The organism is Melioribacter sulfuriphilus (assembly GCF_052656625.1).
The window spans coordinates 256,688-273,173 of sequence record NZ_JBQXXK010000003.1 but is presented as its reverse complement, the minus strand read 5'-3'; the positions used below and the strand labels follow the sequence as shown (position 1 = coordinate 273,173).

General features: G+C 38.5%; 18 protein-coding genes. 4 read left to right on the top strand and 14 right to left on the bottom strand.

Annotated elements, in window-relative coordinates; genetic code table 11:
* Positions 1 to 4 precede the first annotated feature (4 nt).
* From ACUN8G_RS05005 to ACUN8G_RS04960, 10 genes are read right to left on the bottom strand one after another with little or no spacing between them, the layout of a single operon-like run.
* Positions 5 to 1,603 carry a complex I subunit 4 family protein gene (locus ACUN8G_RS05005; protein WP_437346031.1) on the bottom strand — a complete coding sequence of 533 codons (1,599 nt, stop codon included), beginning with the start codon at positions 1,601 to 1,603 and terminating at the stop codon, positions 5 to 7.
* A 41-nt stretch (positions 1,604 to 1,644) separates the two neighbouring features.
* Entirely contained in the window at positions 1,645 to 3,738 is a 2,094-nt protein-coding gene (nuoL, locus tag ACUN8G_RS05000) for an NADH-quinone oxidoreductase subunit L (protein ID WP_437346030.1), read from the bottom strand.
* On the bottom strand, positions 3,735 to 4,043 hold the full coding sequence (gene nuoK / locus ACUN8G_RS04995) for an NADH-quinone oxidoreductase subunit NuoK (RefSeq protein ID WP_437346029.1): 309 nt from the start codon (positions 4,041 to 4,043) through the stop codon (positions 3,735 to 3,737). The genes nuoL and nuoK overlap by 4 nt, the downstream gene beginning before the upstream one ends.
* Before the next feature lie 14 nt (positions 4,044 to 4,057).
* On the bottom strand, positions 4,058 to 4,567 hold the full coding sequence (locus tag ACUN8G_RS04990; RefSeq protein WP_437346028.1) for an NADH-quinone oxidoreductase subunit J family protein: 510 nt from the start codon (positions 4,565 to 4,567) through the stop codon (positions 4,058 to 4,060).
* A gap of 1 nt (position 4,568) precedes the next feature.
* Positions 4,569 to 5,117: a NuoI/complex I 23 kDa subunit family protein gene (locus ACUN8G_RS04985; RefSeq protein ID WP_437346027.1), complete on the bottom strand. Its 549-nt coding sequence runs from the start codon at positions 5,115 to 5,117 to the stop codon at positions 4,569 to 4,571.
* A 16-nt stretch (positions 5,118 to 5,133) separates the two neighbouring features.
* Positions 5,134 to 6,201, bottom strand: a complete 1,068-nt coding sequence (gene nuoH, locus ACUN8G_RS04980) for an NADH-quinone oxidoreductase subunit NuoH (RefSeq protein ID WP_437346026.1) — start codon at positions 6,199 to 6,201, stop codon at positions 5,134 to 5,136.
* Entirely contained in the window at positions 6,201 to 7,316 is a 1,116-nt protein-coding gene (locus ACUN8G_RS04975) for an NADH-quinone oxidoreductase subunit D (RefSeq protein ID WP_437346025.1), read from the bottom strand. The genes nuoH and ACUN8G_RS04975 overlap by 1 nt, the downstream gene beginning before the upstream one ends.
* 17 nt (positions 7,317 to 7,333) lie before the next feature.
* Positions 7,334 to 7,864, bottom strand: a complete 531-nt coding sequence (locus ACUN8G_RS04970; RefSeq protein WP_437346024.1) for an NADH-quinone oxidoreductase subunit C — start codon at positions 7,862 to 7,864, stop codon at positions 7,334 to 7,336.
* Entirely contained in the window at positions 7,861 to 8,352 is a 492-nt protein-coding gene (locus tag ACUN8G_RS04965; RefSeq protein ID WP_437346023.1) for an NADH-quinone oxidoreductase subunit B, read from the bottom strand. Before ACUN8G_RS04965 ends, ACUN8G_RS04970 begins: the two co-directional genes overlap by 4 nt.
* Positions 8,353 to 8,354: 2 nt before the next feature.
* Positions 8,355 to 8,765, bottom strand: a complete 411-nt coding sequence (locus ACUN8G_RS04960) for an NADH-quinone oxidoreductase subunit A (protein ID WP_437346022.1) — start codon at positions 8,763 to 8,765, stop codon at positions 8,355 to 8,357.
* Between the two features lie 172 nt (positions 8,766 to 8,937).
* On the opposite strand from ACUN8G_RS04960, the gene ACUN8G_RS04955 reads away from it, so the two are divergent.
* Genes ACUN8G_RS04955 through ACUN8G_RS04945 form a run of 3 tightly spaced genes read left to right on the top strand, consistent with a single transcriptional unit; the run spans position 8,938 to position 11,791 of the window.
* Complete coding sequence (locus ACUN8G_RS04955; RefSeq protein WP_437346148.1) at positions 8,938 to 10,083, top strand: Re/Si-specific NAD(P)(+) transhydrogenase subunit alpha; 1,146 nt, start codon at positions 8,938 to 8,940, stop codon at positions 10,081 to 10,083.
* Between the two features lie 20 nt (positions 10,084 to 10,103).
* Positions 10,104 to 10,388: an NAD(P) transhydrogenase subunit alpha part 2 gene (locus ACUN8G_RS04950; RefSeq protein WP_437346021.1), complete on the top strand. Its 285-nt coding sequence runs from the start codon at positions 10,104 to 10,106 to the stop codon at positions 10,386 to 10,388.
* A gap of 8 nt (positions 10,389 to 10,396) precedes the next feature.
* Positions 10,397 to 11,791: an NAD(P)(+) transhydrogenase (Re/Si-specific) subunit beta gene (locus ACUN8G_RS04945; protein ID WP_437346020.1), complete on the top strand. Its 1,395-nt coding sequence runs from the start codon at positions 10,397 to 10,399 to the stop codon at positions 11,789 to 11,791.
* Between the two features lie 95 nt (positions 11,792 to 11,886).
* Here the strand turns inward: ACUN8G_RS04945 and ACUN8G_RS04940 are convergent, their stop codons facing one another.
* The 4 genes from ACUN8G_RS04940 to crcB are packed head-to-tail and all read right to left on the bottom strand — an operon-like array spanning position 11,887 to position 15,342.
* A complete protein-coding gene (locus tag ACUN8G_RS04940) occupies positions 11,887 to 13,812 on the bottom strand; it encodes a sialate O-acetylesterase (RefSeq protein ID WP_437346019.1) in 1,926 nt (641 codons plus the stop codon).
* Positions 13,813 to 13,831: 19 nt separating this feature from the next.
* Positions 13,832 to 14,623 (bottom strand): phosphatase PAP2 family protein, encoded by a 792-nt coding sequence (locus tag ACUN8G_RS04935; protein WP_437346018.1) that lies wholly within the window; start codon positions 14,621 to 14,623, stop codon positions 13,832 to 13,834.
* Positions 14,620 to 14,967: a DUF190 domain-containing protein gene (locus ACUN8G_RS04930; RefSeq protein WP_437346017.1), complete on the bottom strand. Its 348-nt coding sequence runs from the start codon at positions 14,965 to 14,967 to the stop codon at positions 14,620 to 14,622. Before ACUN8G_RS04930 ends, ACUN8G_RS04935 begins: the two co-directional genes overlap by 4 nt.
* 3 nt (positions 14,968 to 14,970) lie before the next feature.
* On the bottom strand, positions 14,971 to 15,342 hold the full coding sequence (crcB, locus tag ACUN8G_RS04925) for a fluoride efflux transporter CrcB (RefSeq protein WP_437346016.1): 372 nt from the start codon (positions 15,340 to 15,342) through the stop codon (positions 14,971 to 14,973).
* 87 nt (positions 15,343 to 15,429) lie between these two features.
* Between crcB and ACUN8G_RS04920 the strand changes: the two genes are divergently transcribed.
* Positions 15,430 to 16,329 carry a DUF4097 family beta strand repeat-containing protein gene (locus tag ACUN8G_RS04920; RefSeq protein ID WP_437346015.1) on the top strand — a complete coding sequence of 300 codons (900 nt, stop codon included), beginning with the start codon at positions 15,430 to 15,432 and terminating at the stop codon, positions 16,327 to 16,329.
* The last annotated feature ends 157 nt before the right edge of the window (positions 16,330 to 16,486 follow it).

Sequence of the window (16,486 nt, the reverse complement as noted above, 5' to 3'; positions counted from 1 at the left end):
ATGTTTAAAACCCGCTTAATGTGGTCGAAACGTTAGAATGAATAAAATTAACCAGAGTATTTACTGAGGCGTTCATAATATCGAGCATGGCAGAAGGATAAACGCCAAGGAAAATTATAATCATTGATAAAGGCACGAACATAAAATACTCACGTTTATCCAGGTCAGGCAATGATGACCATTTTTCATTCAAAGGTCCCAGGAAAATACGCTGTAAAGTCCAGAGCATATAGCCTGCGCCGAGCAAAATTCCGAGTGTTGAAATAATTGTAAGTACTCGTATGAAATTGACACTGAAAGCACCTACGAATACAAGGGCTTCAGAAATAAATCCGCTTAAACCAGGCAAGCCAATAGCTGCAAAAAATGCTACAGTAACAAATCCCGAGTAAACTGGCATTTGTGTTGCCAGACCGCCAAAATCGTAAATACCGCGAGTGTGCGCTCTATCGTATACAACTCCAACTATCAAGAAGAGCATAGCTGTAATTGTTCCGTGATTGAACATTTGCAATATTGCTCCGTTGATGCCAGTTGAATTTAGTGAAGCCATTCCAAGCAATACATAACCCATGTGTGAAATGGAAGAATAAGCAATTAATTTTTTGAAATCTTTTTGAGCCAGAGCAACGAGCGCTCCATAAATTATATTTATCATTCCGAAAAGTGCAATATACCAGATTAAATTTCTTGTAATTTCGGGGAATATGGGATAGCTTATTCTTAAAATTCCGTATGTTCCCATTTTTAATAGCACACCTGCAAGAATCACTGAGATCGGTGTTGGAGCTTCTACGTGAGCATCGGGTAACCACGTGTGGAAAGGGAACATCGGTATTTTGATTGCAAAACCGACAAACAATGCCAGGTAAGCTATGAATCTCAAATTATGAGGATTGAAAGGTGAAAGGATACCGTCTGGAGTAAAGTTGCTCTGATTCATTAATGCCAGTAAATTAAATGTAAATACTTTCGAACCGTCTACCAGTGTTTCCGTAGCACTAAAGTAGAGTCCAATCATCACCAGAAGCATAAAGACGCTTCCAAACAAAGTGTAGATAAAGAACTTGATGGCTGCGTATTCTTTTCTTGGACCACCCCAGATACCAATCAAGAAATACATCGGCAATAACATTAATTCCCAGAAAATATAGAACAGGAAGAAATCGAGAGCTACAAAAACGCCCATCATGCCAGTGTCGAGCAATAAGAAAAGTGCAAAATATCCTTTGACTGATTTTTCGATGTTCCAGGAAGAAATTGTTGCGATGAAAGTAATTATTGCTGTCAAAAGTACCATTGGCATACTTATGCCGTCAATACCGAGGAAGTAATCGACCTTAACAGTTCCGAGCCAGGAAATACCTGTAATTTCAATCCACCTGAATTTTTCTATGAATTGGAAAGATTTCTCTTCGAATACTCCCGCTGCCGAATAATTATAATTGCTCAAAAGAATGATTGCCAGCACTACCTGCAGAGCGGTTATTGCCAAAGTTGTATACCGTATCGAATTTTGTTTTTCCTTCGGCAAAAAGAGTATTATAATCATCCCGACAATCGGGAGAAAAGTAATAAATGAAAGTATCGGAAATCCCACCATATCTAATAACCTGTTTTTTTAATTTTTAATAAATCAGTAATCTAAAACGGTTTAAAGAAAAACATTAGTATTATAACTGAAAATACAACCAGAACAACGTAAGTCTGGACTTTACCTGTTTGCAATTTCTTAAATGTCAAACCGAGGAAACCGCTGAAGAAAGCGGAAAAATTGACCAGACCATCAATAACATAAGTGTCGAAAAGGCCGCTTAATTTTGAAACGAAACGAGTAATATATGCAGATCCGTTAACGATTCCATCAATAACATTGTTGTCAAACCATGCGAGTGCTTTACTAAAATTCAAAGTTTGACCGATAAAAGTAGCTTTATAGAGTTCGTCAATATACCACTTGTTGAGCGAAAATTGATAGAGTGGTTTTATCTTTTCTGTTAATTTATCTACATCCACTTTGCGCCATTGATAGAAAACAAATGCGATAAGTATTCCCAATCCGCCAAGTAACAGGGACATAAACATTGCCGGGTAATGTGCCCAGTGCATTGTTTCAGTATATAATTCGGAGTTTATAATTTCAGAATGTGTGTGAGTATTGTTTTCCGAAGGAATCATAAAATCAAAACGTGTAGTATGCGGTGTTACTTGCTCAGGGGTCTTTACCCAATTTCCTAAGAACCATCCGGCGTCGGGTGCTATTGGATTTGGAGTATAAAAAATAAAGATCGATAGTGTTGCCAGTATAGCCAGTGGTGCAGCCATTACGAAAGGTGATTCGTGTGCATGGTCGTATTTATGCTGGTCTCTCGGTTCACCGTGAAATGTGAGAATTACCAGTCGGAACATATAGAATGCAGTTAGTGCTGCAACCGTAAATCCAAATAATGGTATTAACCAGTGACCGGTCAATTTGCCGAATACAAGTGTACCTGCAAGAATTCCATCTTTGCTTAAGAATCCAGAAGTCAACGGTATGCCGGAAATAGCCAATGTTGAAATGAGAAATGTTATATAAGTTATGGGCATTTTCTTTCTGAGTCCGCCCATATAACGAATATCCTGCTCGTGGTGCATTGCATGAATTACAGAACCTGAACCAAGGAACAAACAGGCTTTGAAAAACGCATGTGTAACAAGATGGAAAAATGCAAATGCATATGCTCCGACGCCGAGAGACATTATCATATAACCGAGTTGTGAAATAGTGGAATAAGCCAGAACTTTTTTAATGTCATTTTGAGTAATTGCAATAGTTGCTGCAATAAAAGAGGTAATTGCTCCGATAACAGCAATGACAAGCATCGCATCTGCAGTTAACATTACAAAAATTCGTGCGACGAGATAAACACCTGCCGCAACCATAGTTGCCGCATGAATTAAAGCACTGACAGGCGTTGGACCCTCCATTGCATCAGGAAGCCACACATGCAGCGGGAATTGTGCCGATTTCCCCACAGCACCCATAAATACGAGTATTCCTGCGGCAGTTAGCCAGGCTTCGCTGCCAAAGGGTAGTATACCGGCGGAAATTTTTTCAAATATCGAATCAAATGAGAAAGTATTGTAATTATAGAAGAGTATCAATATTCCGACGAACATTCCAATATCGCCGACGCGATTGACAATGAATGCTTTTTTAGAAGCATCTGCAGCCGATTTCTTTTCGAACCAGAATCCGATTAACAAATAAGACGAAAGACCAACCAGTTCCCAGAAGATATACATCATCAAAATATTGTCTGTCAATACAATGCCGAGCATCGAGAAGGTAAAGATGCCAAGGTATGCAAAATATCGAGTGTATCTTTTATCACCATGCATGTACTCAATTGAATAGAGATGAACAAGCGAGCTGATAATGTTTACCACGACGAGCATTATTACAGCAATATTGTCCAGCTTGATTCCAAGTTCAATATTTACGTAACCCGAAAGGGGAGCGGCGCTGAAGGAGATCCATCTAAATTTAGAAATAATGTCCGAATCTATAAAGTAAGCTAACTTACCATACATTATAAAGATCGATAGAATCAGGGCTACGAAAAGAATTCCAACTTCGAAAAGATATAGTTTTGGAATCTTTTTACCGAAAAAGATAAGAGTTGCAAAACCGAGTAACGGTAAAAAGAGTACGACCACCGATAGGTTTACTAATAAAGATTCTGTCATAATCATTCTTTTAATTTGTCGATTTCGTCTACGTTTACATTAGAAAATGTTTTATAAATATTAAGCACAATTGCCAGGGCAATAGCTGCTTCGGCAGCAGCCAATATTATGATAAAAAGAGCAATTACCTGTCCACTCAATCCAAAATTTCCGTACCGAGAAAATGCCACGAAATTAATGTTTGCAGCATTAAGAATCAGTTCAATACCCATGAGAACCATTACTGCGTTTTTACGCGTAACGATACCGTAAATTCCGAGTGTGAATAAGATTGCGCTAACTATTAGAAAATGTGTTAAACCTACATGCATATAATTATCCAGAATTAGTTATTCTCTTCGGTTTCTTCTCTACGTGCAATTGAAGCTGCACCAATAAGCGCAATAAGAAGAAGCAAAGCCAGCAGCTCGAAAATAAGAACGTAATTTGTAATCAGTATTTTGCCAAGTCCGAAAATTGTTGTTGACGGAATTTGAGTGTCGTATGTTTTCCAGTCTGTCCACGTCATAACAGCCCATAATATCCCGAGCAGAATACCGCTACCAATGGCAGCAGGGAGAAGGTGAATAGTACCGGTTCGAATATCAACACTTGTAATTTTATTGGTAAGCATGACGCCGAAAAGCAACAAAATTAAAATTCCACCAACGTAAACCATAATTTGTACTACAGCCAGGAAGTCAGCTCCGAGCAATACATAAATTCCCGAAATACCGAATAAAGTCAACAAAAGGCTGTAAGCCGAGTAGACAATATTCCGCGTTGTGACGACGATAAAAGCCGAAACAACGGTAATAATTGCAAATAGATAAAAAATAATGTCAAAATAATTCATATCAATTCAGATTTTTATCTTCTTTTTGTTTAACAGTGGCAGCTTTTTCTGCTTCTTTTTCTGCCTGAAATTTTTCAAAATTTGCCTTTTTCTCGGCGGCTTCTTCTTCAGTTAAATTTGAAAAATGATAAACAAGATTGCGTCTATCGTATTCGGAAAATTCATAAACGTCGGTCATGTAAATACATTCTGTGGGACAGGGGAATACACACAGTTGACAATAGCAGCATTTTGCAAAGTCGATATCAAACTTTGTAACCCATAATGCTTTTTTCTTACCGTTGGATGTAGTTCCTAAATCTTCACCAGGCAGGGCTTTTACAGTTTCAATTGTAATACAACTTACAGGACAAGCTCTTGAACACTGGTCGCAGCCGATACAATCGTCGATATTTACATAGAGTCTGTTCCTAACACGTTCGGGGAGTGCAACTTTTACATCGGGATACTGTATTGTAACAGCAGGCGTGAAAAGATGTTTTAATGTAATTTTCATACCCACTATCACGGTATAAAGAGCCTGCCATGTATTTTTCAAATATTCTTTCATTACTTGATCGCTTTGTTTATAGTAATGTGATTATTCCAACAATGATTAAGTTAGCTACTGCATACGGTATAAGATATTTCCAGCATACAGTCATTAGTTGATCAACTCGTAAACGTGGCAGCGTCCATCTTAACCACATCTGTACAAAAACGAAGAATAAAGTCTTCGAAATGAACCAGAACAATTGTTCGATCGGAACAAGCCATTCAATTCCGATCGTATTGCCAAGATATCCGAACGGCGATTGATATCCTCCCAGAAATAAAATTGATACTACAGCTGATACGGCAAACATATTTGCGTATTCTGCTAACATAAACATACCCCACTTCATACCCGAATATTCAGTAAAATAACCTGCAACGAGCTCTGACTCTGCTTCTGGAATGTCAAATGGGGTACGATTCACTTCGGCAAGTGTACTGATGAATATTATTATAAAACCTGCAAACATGAAGGGAATTAATATGAATTTTGAGATTTCGAATTCTGGCCCGCCGAAAAGATTCCAATTCCAGAAATATGCCGTCTGTTGTTGACTTATTTTATCGAGGCTTAGTGTGCCAGTATACATTACCATAGTCAGAACAACTAAAGCCGTTGGGATTTCATAACTAACAATCTGAGCTGCTGAACGCATAGCACCCAGCAGTGAATATTTATTGTTTGAAGACCAGCCTGCCATTAAGATTCCGGCAACCACTAACGAAGAAATTGCAATTATGTAAAAAAGTCCAACTTCAATTTCACTTCCAATAATAGCGCTCGAAAATGGGATAGCTGCAAAAGCGGCGAACGAACCGGAAAATACAAGTACGGGTGCTATGTTAAATAATTTTTTGTCGGCATCTGCTGCAATTGTATCTTCTTTTTGAATCATCTTAATCATATCGGCAATAGTTTGAAGCCAGCCATGCCAGCCTGTGCGCATTGGTCCAAGCCTGTCCTGCATATGAGCCGATACTTTTCGTTCAAGCCAGATGGCAAATAACGCATAGAGTAAAATGATCGTTAAGGGTACTAATGCAACAATTAATGTCGAGATAATCGTATTGCCTGTTAAATTGTAAAGTGCCTGGTACATTATCTGTCCACCTCGCCTAATACTATATCGATACTACCTAAAATTGCAACTACATCTGCTACCAGATGACCTTTGCAAAGTTCGCCGAGCACTTCAAGATTGACGAATGAAGGTGCCCTAACTTTAACTCTGAACGGATTTGTGGAACCGTCGCTAATTATAAAGTAACCGAGTTCGCCTCTCGGATTTTCAACTCTTTGATAAACAGTGCCAACTGGAGGTTTAATTCTACGTGGAATCGCAGAATGAACATCACCATCTGGAATTTTGTCGATTGCCTGTTCGATTATCCGGAGACTCTGTTCCATTTCAAGTACGCGAACATAGTATCTATCCCAGCAGTCACCAACTGTTCCCATAAGACCCTTACCGACAGGAATCTCGAAATCGAAGCGGTCGTAAATTGAATATGGTTCTTCTTTTCGTAAATCGAAGGCAAGTCCACTTCCTCTTAAACTTGGACCCGTTACGCCGTAATTAATTGCCGTGTCGAGAGGTAAAACGCCAATGTTTGCTGTCCTTTCGATGAAAATTTTATTGTAAGAGAGTAAATCGTTGAGTTCTTTGATTGTAGGTCTGAATTCTTTTATAAAGTCTTTTGTAAGTCGTACGAAATCGGGATGAATATCGTGGGAAAGTCCTCCGACCCACATATAATTATAGAGGAGACGTGCGCCGCATGTAATTTCAAAAAGGTTGAGAATTTTTTCACGGTCACGGAAGCAATAAAGGAACGGTGTAAATGCGCCAATGTCGAGTCCATAAGTTCCAATTGCAACCAGGTGCGAAGCAATTCTCTGGAGCTCGCCCATTATAACACGAATATATTCGACACGTTCAGGAACTTCGATTCCGAGTAATTTTTCGACTGCGAGAACATATCCGAAATTATTGTACATCGATGCGAGATAATCCATACGGTCGGTATAAGGAATAACCTGGGGATATGTCATTGCTTCGGCGTGTTTTTCGAAACATCGATGCAGGTAACCAATGTGTGGTTTAACGTCAACGATTAATTCGCCTTCGAGTTCAAGTTCGAGTCGAAGCACACCATGTGTAGAAGGGTGCTGTGGACCCATATTTAATATCATAGTTTCAGTTTTCAGTGCCATAATAAGTAAGTTTATTGTTAATAAGGAACTTTCATTCCTTGATAAAATTCAGGATTTTTATAGTCTTTTCTGAGAGGATAACCTGCATCCCAGTCATACGGCATAAGAATTCTTCGTAGATCAGGATGATTATTGAAGATTATCCCAAACATATCGTAAGCTTCCCGTTCATGCCAATTTGCACTTTTCCAGACGGATTCAACTGATTCGACCCGGGGATCCTCCCGTGGTGTTGAAATTTTAAGAGTGACTTTATGTTTGTATTCAATTGAATAAAGATGGTAATAAACACTTAGAGTTCCACCTTTAATAATTTCGCTGCCGTCGTTATCTTTAACCTTTTCACCGTTGGCGTCGTCTACTCCGGAGAGATTCATCAAACTATCGAATTTCAATTCCTCATTGTCTCTAAGAAAAAGACAAACTTTATTTATCGAAGAAGGATTAACTGAAATAATCGGTTCTGTTGGTTTATCTTTTTCGATACCGATGATATCGTCATTGAAATTATTCTTTAGTATGTAAAATATTTCTTCGGGGGTTTTCATGCTTTCTTTTTAGTTAATGATTCGTGTCTGATTTTTTCTTGTAGTTTGAGAAGTCCTTCCAACAAAGCTTCCGGCCGTGGAGGACAACCTGGCACATATACGTCTACTGGAATAACGCGGTCGACTCCTTTCAAAACGTGATAACCATGGTCCCAGTATGGTCCGCCACAATTTGCGCAGCTTCCCATTGAAATGATATATTTTGGTTCGGGCATTTGTTCATAAAGGCGCTTGATTCGTGTAGCCATTTTGAGTGTTACTGTACCTGATATAATAATTGCGTCAGCCTGGCGAGGAGTATTTCTGGGAATTACACCGAATCTATCAAAATCGTAGTGTGATGCCGAAGTTGCCATCATTTCAATTGCACAACACGCCAGACCAAATCCTAATTGCCATATGGAAGAGAGACGTGCCCAATTGAATAAATCTTCTACTTTTGTAATAACAATATTGCCGTCAGAAAATTCTTTATCTAATATTCCCATGATTAATTAGTCTTGTTTTTCAGGATTTCGTTGAGTTTAGGCGGTTTGGGTTTGGGACGAGCCCATTCGAGGTCGCCTTTTTGCCATTCGTAAGCCATTCCTAAAACAAGTAATAATAAAAATATTATTCCAATTAAATAACCGTAAAATCCCATTTCCTTATAAGCCAGCGCCCATGGAAAAAGCAAAACCACTTCGACGTCAAAAATTAGAAAGATAAGAGCAACAACGTAAAAGCGGATGTTAAATTTGACCCAAGGCGAGCCTTCCGGGTTTTCACCGCATTCGTAGATTTTTAGTTTTTCAAAAGTTGGTCGATTTGGCCTAACAATTTTTGCTACAAACAGTGTAACTATTACAAAGATTGCAGCAAATATTATGAATATTAGAATTTTTCCGAATTCAGTAAGCATTAGTCTTCAAAAAGTTTGTGAGCAAAATAATACTTGAATGTATGATTGTCAAGAAAGAGGATATCAAATTCTTCTATCTTATTAAATTTTGCTCAAGCTTTGATTTTGGTTTGTCTTCTATTGAGTAATTATTAAATTAGAAATGCTAATAAAAATAAACAGGAGATATAAAGTGGTTATTGCTGTTCCAAAAGAGATAATGGCGGGCGAGAACAGAGTGGCGATAGTTCCCGATGTAGCCTCCCGACTCATTAAAAAAGGATACAAAGTAATAGTCGAGACAGGCGCAGGGATGAAAGCTGGCTTTCCGGACGAAAAGTACAAAGAATCCGGCGCCGAGATAGTCAACAACATTGATTCACTCTATTCTCAGGCAGAAATAGTATTGAAAGTCCAACGTCCGATTGAACATCCCGAAAAGGGAAAACACGAGCTTGAATTAATGAAGAAGGGGACTCTTTTAATTTCGTTCTTTTATTCGCTTCATTTTCCCGAAGTCGCAAAAAAAGCTGCAGAACTTGGAATTAACGTAATCTCAATGGATGCAATTCCAAGAACGACACTTGCGCAGCGAATGGATGCACTCAGTTCGCAGGCAAATATTGCGGGTTATAAAAGTGTTATACTTGCGGCTAATTACTTGCATAAAATATTTCCAATGATGATGACCGCCGCAGGTACTATATCACCTGCAAAAGTTGTGATAATGGGAGCGGGTGTTGCGGGACTTTCGGCTCTCGGTACTGCAAAACGTCTCGGCGCTGTTGTCGAAGTTTCCGACGTCAGACCTCAGGTTAAGGAAGAAGTTCAGAGCCTTGGCGGCAAATTTATTGAAGTACCTACCGACGAGTCGATGCAGGATTCAGGTGGATACGCAAAAGAACAATCGGAAGAATTTCTCAGAAAGCAAAAGGAACTGATATTCAAACATATAACTGAAGCGGATATCGTAATTACAACTGCACTTATCCCTGGTAAAAAAGCGCCAATCTTAGTCACAGAAGAAATGATAAAAAAGATGCGACCGGGTTCCGTAGTCCTCGATATGGCAGTTGAATTCGGAGGCAATTGCGAAATAAGCGAAAAGGGGAAAACAGTTGTTAAGTATGACGTCACAATTATAGGAGAATCGAATTTACCAAGTCTGGTGCCATATCATGCCAGTGAAATGTATGCCAAGAATCTGCTTAATCTAATCGAATATACAAGCAAAGATGGTCAGTTTAATCATAATCTGGAGGATGAAATAATTGGGGGAGCAACTATAGTTAAAGATGGACAGATTGTGCACGAAAGAACCAAAGCATTAATTCAATAATTAAATAAGAGGTTAATATAATGGAAAGTTTAGGATTAATAATGCTGATATATGTTTTTGTATTAGCAATATTTGTCGGTTTCGAGTTGATAACAAAAGTGCCACCTACGCTTCATACGCCGTTGATGTCCGGTTCAAATGCAATTTCAGGAATTACGATAGTCGGCGCAATTTTAAGTGCTGGACTTGAAGAATTTACAGTCAGCACAATACTGGGTTTGGTGGCAATGATATTTGCAACCATCAATGTTGTTGGGGGCTTTCTGGTAACCGACAGAATGTTAAAAATGTTCAAAAAAAAGTGAGCTGAAAAATGAGAATCATTATAGAGATTGCTTATTTAATATCGTCAGTACTATTCATTTGGGGAATTAAATATCTGAGTTCACCCAAGACTGCAAGGAAAGGGAACTTTCTTTCGGCGCTGGGTATGTTTATTGCAATAGTAGTTACTCTACTCGATCAGCACGTTCTGACATATGAGTGGATAATCATCGGATTTGTAATCGGCGCATTTATCGGTTCTGTTATGGCAATCAAAGTGCCAATGACAGGAATGCCACAAATGGTTGGATTGTTGAATGGTTTCGGAGGCGGTGCTTCTATGCTTGTTGCATTTTCGGAATACTATAAGGTGGTCAATTTTGAAATGTATACTCACAATATTCAAACAAATATTACACTTGTACTCAGTATCTTAATTGGTGGCGTTACGTTTACTGGATCGTTAATTGCTTTTGGCAAACTTCAGGGCATAGTAACAGGAAAAGTAGTTAGATACCCGCTGCAGCATCCTTTAAATGCCCTCCTTTTGTTGCTGGTTATTTTAGGTGGAGTTTATTTTGTAATGGTACCTGAACTGGAATGGCTTGTACTTGGAATTGGTTTTGTGTCACTATTGCTCGGTGTACTGCTTGTGCTACCAATTGGAGGCGCTGATATGCCAGTTGCAATTTCATTGTTGAATTCATATTCAGGATTAGCAGCCTCTGCCACTGGTTTCGTATTGCAAAACAACGAACTGATTATTGCAGGCGCTCTGGTAGGAGCTTCAGGAATTATTCTAACAAACATAATGTGCAAGGGGATGAACCGATCTTTGATGAATGTTGTACTTGGCGGTTGGGAATCTGCTGGTGCCACTGGAACAGCTACTACAAGCGTATCGCCTAAAGGTCAGGTTAAATCAGTCGATGCTGAAGAACTTGCTATGATTTTCGACGCTGCCGAATCGATCATAATTGTACCAGGCTATGGAATGGCAGTGGCACAAGCTCAACATGCTGTAAGAGACCTGTATAATTTACTTGAATCGAAAGGTAAAAAAGTAAGATTTGCAATTCATCCAGTTGCAGGTAGAATGCCCGGACACATGAATGTACTGCTTGCAGAAGCAAATATTCCATACGACAAAATGCTTGCAATGGAAGAAATTAACGACGATTTCCCAAATACCGATATTGCACTTATAATTGGAGCCAATGACGTCGTAAATCCAGCTGCACGCCACGATAAAAACAGTCCAATTTACGGTATGCCAATTCTCAATGTCGATTATGCCAAAACAGTTGTAATTAATAAACGCTCGCTGAATGTAGGTTATGCTGGAATCGAAAATGAACTCTTTTTCTATCCTAATACATTGATGTATTTCGGCGACGCAAAAGAAGCAATCACAAAACTATCGCATGAGTTAAAAAATTATTGATGATTAAAAGGCTGCCATTTCGTGGCAGCCTTTCTTTTTTACTGATTCTTTTGACTACCCACAATTAATCTTTCGAATAGAATTTCAAAGTTTAACTACCATTCATCTGTTCTAAAGGGGCAGGCAGGAAGACCTTCACTATTGTAAAGGTTTGCTCCTTCGGGATTATCAGCCCAGGCATAACGAACTGCAACAGGATTTTTTATCTCATCACTCCATACAATTACCTTATCACCTTTGATTGCCGCTTTTGCCCATACGAATTTTTTATCGGTGCCAGCAATAGCAAAATGTTTTAATTCATCTCCCTTACAAACGAGTCCACTGCCCGTATGCGAAAAGCTAATGATTATTTTATTGCTGTCGATTTCCATCGATTTATAGATCGGGCCGGAATATGTTATGTCCTCGCCGTATGCAATTTTCATTGCTGCTAATGCCAATCTTTTGCCAACATCTTTTTTATTGAGTGGATGAATATCGTTCCATTCACCGATGTCAATAGTTACAGCCATTCCAGTATTTGGAAGTTCGAGAGCTTTTGCTTGAGCTTCGCGCAGTAAAGCCCAATTACTGTTTGATGGCACTGAATCGTGTTCCATAAAATTTGCAAGTTGAACAAATAAAAAAGGAAAACTCCCGATGTTCCAGTTGTTTCGCCAGTCCCGTATTAGAGCGGGGAAAAGCCGCCTGTATTCGAATGGTCTCTCAGCATTCGATTCTCCCTGATACCATATAACTCCTTTAATTCTATAATTTAGTAGAGGAGCTAACATTGCATTGAAAAGACCACCTGGCTTCCACATAATGAAAGTCTGACTTTCAAGAGGTGGCATTACTGCCCCAACTTTGTATTTCCAATAACCTTTCAAGTCAATTGTTGTATCGCTTAATACAAGCTCGTATGGCTTATCGGGAACAAACCCTCCTGAACCGATATTGCTGATTACTCTAACAGTAATTAGATTTTTCCCTGTTTTAAGAATTCCTTCGGGAATCTGGTAGCGTCTCGGAGGATATTGATAACTGACTGTGCCAACAAATTTACCGTTAATAAAAACTGAATCAGCATCGACTATTCTGCCTAATAAAAGAAGAGCTGAACTTTTATCAAACGTATCCGGTAATTCGATTTCTTTTCTAAACCAAACAACTCCGTTTTTCCCTTCAAGGGGAGTGCCTGTCCAGTAGCCTGGGATCAAAATCGAATCCCAGTCAGATATATTCATATCAACCGAATACCAGGGCATATTGGGGTTACTATACCCTGCATCATTCCTTCTTAGCGTCGTATACCAATTATTAATTCTAATGCTATCGTTTATTCTGATTTTTTCAATTAGGCTGGAATCTTTGAATTTTTGTAGTTCTTCATAATGTTGGGGAAATTCTTTCAAAGCCTCTTCGCTCATCCATGCTTCGGCAGGCGATCCTCCCAGACTCGCATTTATCAGTCCAATTGGTACATTGTATTTTTCATACAAGTACCTTGCAAAGAAATAACCGACAGCGGTAAAATTCAAAACGGTACGGGGATTTGTAGAGATCCATTTACCATCTGAGAAATCTTCCTTTCTTTCTGTAAAGCAATAATTGCGCGGCACATAAAATTGACGAATAAATTTGTTGTTTGAATTTGCAATTACATCTTTATAAAGCGGTTCAACTCTGCTCATCGGCAATTCCATATTCGACTGTCCAGAACAGACCCATACATCACCGATTAAGATGTTATCAATAATGATTTTATTTGAAGCTGTGATTTCCATTTTATAGGGTCCGCCTGCACTCTTCGGTGGAATGATAATCTGCCATTCACCTTTATTTGAGGTAGTAGTTGTAAATACCGTATCGACAAATTTTATTTTGACTTTTTCGCCTTTCGAAGCCCAGCCCCATATTTTAAGCGGCGTATTGCGCTGCAAAACCATACCGTCGCCAATCAATTTGGGAAGTCGAACCTGTGCATTCGAAGTGAAGGTAATTAATAATAAAATTATTATTAACTGAAGCTTCTTCATTATTTTTCTCCCCCAAGAATTAAAAATTAATTTTTATATAAATCCAGTTGAATTGCTCGTCTTGCATTAAACCAATTTTTGTGTTCGAATTGTAATTGTGGTGTTTATTATAAATCCAGCGGGCGGTGAAATATCCAACAGCAGCACCGAGCAGAACGTCAGAAGTCCAGTGATTGTCGTGATAAACTCGCGATATTGTGGTTAATATTGCAGGGAGATAAAAAAGAATTTTTAAGTAGTCCGATTCTGTATTATTTGAAAGGACGGTAGAAAGTCCAAATGCAAGAGTAGCATGCCCCGAAGGCAGTGAATGGTAATCGTCATTAAAAAAAGTAAATGGTTTATAGAATGATGAACCTTTGTCAGTAAAAGGTCTTGCGCGCCCGGCTGCAATTTTAATAAATCCTGTAATCATTCCTGAATAGAGAATTGTTTGAGCGATTTCAAAACCGATTTTCGAATACGTTTTATTGCCCGATAAATTGCCGTACAAACCGGTCAAAAGTGCAATAGCTGGAGCCATATAAAGTTCACCCCACATTTTCCCGAATTTCATTGGTAGAGAAGAATGGTATTTTTGATTTTTTAACACGACATCTCTTACCGGTTGGTCAATTTGCATTGATAGGTAAGTGCCCGCACTTATAATTCCGAGAATAAGAAAGTCGTTCTTGTTGGCATTAAAAGGAACCTTAATAAAGTCGGTGGTTTCTTTTGCGAACTGGTCGAGATTATACGGATTAGCATTTTGAGAAAAAAGTATATGGACAGATAGGAACAAAAAGAAGAATGAATTCCGAATAATTTTCATTTGTTTGCTGTGTACTTGATTATTTCAGCTCGTTCTAATGTAATCAAACCACCTGAATTTGATTCCTCGAAAATTTTTTCGACTATTGGAATAAAATTTTCGATTTTTTCGGCTTCGTCCACTATTTCGATAACAAGTGGAAGGTCTTCAGAGAGGCGTAGAAACTTAGCCGTGTGAATTCTACTGGAACCTCCGAATCCCATTATTCCTTTATAAACAGTGGCACCAGCTAAATTCGACTTACGTGCTTCGAGAACTATCTTTTCATAAACTGTAATTGTACCGCTTTTGTCGGATTCACCAACGAAAATTCTGAGAAGTTTTGCTTCGCCTGAAATTCGCATCTTTTACCTCGTTATAATGTATGCTGTATATACTCCGATGAGTGATATCGATACATTCAGGAATATATTTAATCCGGCTAAAAGAAATTGCGATTCTTTCAATAGATTCAAAGTTTCAAGCGAGAAGGTAGAAAAAGTTGTAAATCCTCCGCAAAATCCCACGCCGAGTAATAACTTCATATTTGACGACAACAATTCGCGTTCGTCTAATCCATAAATTAATAATCCAAGAATAAAGCTCCCCAGAAAATTAACTGCCAGCGTTCCAACCGGAAATAAAACTGGAAATATTTTGTAAAAAATCGCCGATACGTAATAACGAAGACTTCCTCCAAAACCGGCTCCAATAAACACAATAAAAAATTTTACCGCCATAGTATAACTTTTACATCCTTAACAAGTCTAAAACAGTGTGAATTAAAAATACTTTCAAAAAATATAAAATAAGCTGGAGATGACAAAATGAGACAGATGACAAAAACATTAGCAATTTTAAGTCTGTTGTTCTTATCGTTCAGTTACTTGAAGGCGCAAAATATAATAGCCGAGAAAACTTTCGATGTTTCAGCCGGCGAACTTCTTTACGTTGAAGCTTCCGGCAGCGATGTAAAAGTCTCCTCGTGGGACCAAAGTCGAGTTGAAGTAACGGTAAAAGGGAGTAAAAAAGCTGCTTCAAAGGTAAAAGTGGATTTTGAAAAGACTGAAGATGGAATAAAAGTGATAGTTAAGAAAAAACGGAATGGATTTTTCGATTGGTTCAATAGTATGGGAGGCACGCTTGTCGATGTAAAGACCCCTTCAGATTTCAAAGTAGAAATTGAAACTTCGGGTGGTGATATTGAAATCTATTCGGTAAATGGAGATAAAAGACTCGAAACTTCCGGCGGAGATATTAAAATTGTTAATACGAAAGGGAAGCTTCTGGCAGAAACCTCCGGTGGCGATATAGTTATCGATAAAAATCATGGCAATGTTTCCGCTTCAACTTCCGGCGGCGATATAACAGTTAAATCGGTTGATGGTAATTTGGAAGTTTCAACTTCAGGAGGCGATATTAGAATTAACTCGCATGATGGTTACCTCAATGCAGAAACTTCAGGCGGAGATATTATGGTCGACCTTACCGGAGAATTCAAAGGTATTAATGCTTCCACATCTGGTGGCGATATAATTATTAATTTACCTTTAAACATCGATGCCGATGTCCTCCTGGAAAGTTGGGGCGGTAATATTGACTGTGACTATCCGAATGCTAAAGTAATTTCAGTTAAAAGAGATAAATATGAAGCACGTTTTAATAAAGGAGGCAATAAATTGTATGCTACAACTTCGGGAGGAGATATCATCGTAAAAGAGAGGTAATCTTGATTTTAACGGGAGGAATATTCACCCTTTATTAAGGATCCCGCCATCGGCGGGATTTTTTATTCAAAGACCAAAAACATGTTATTATCTCATAACGCATTTCTCAATTCTAAAGATTTATTGAATCCAGTTAGTTGCCATTTAATTGTAAAAG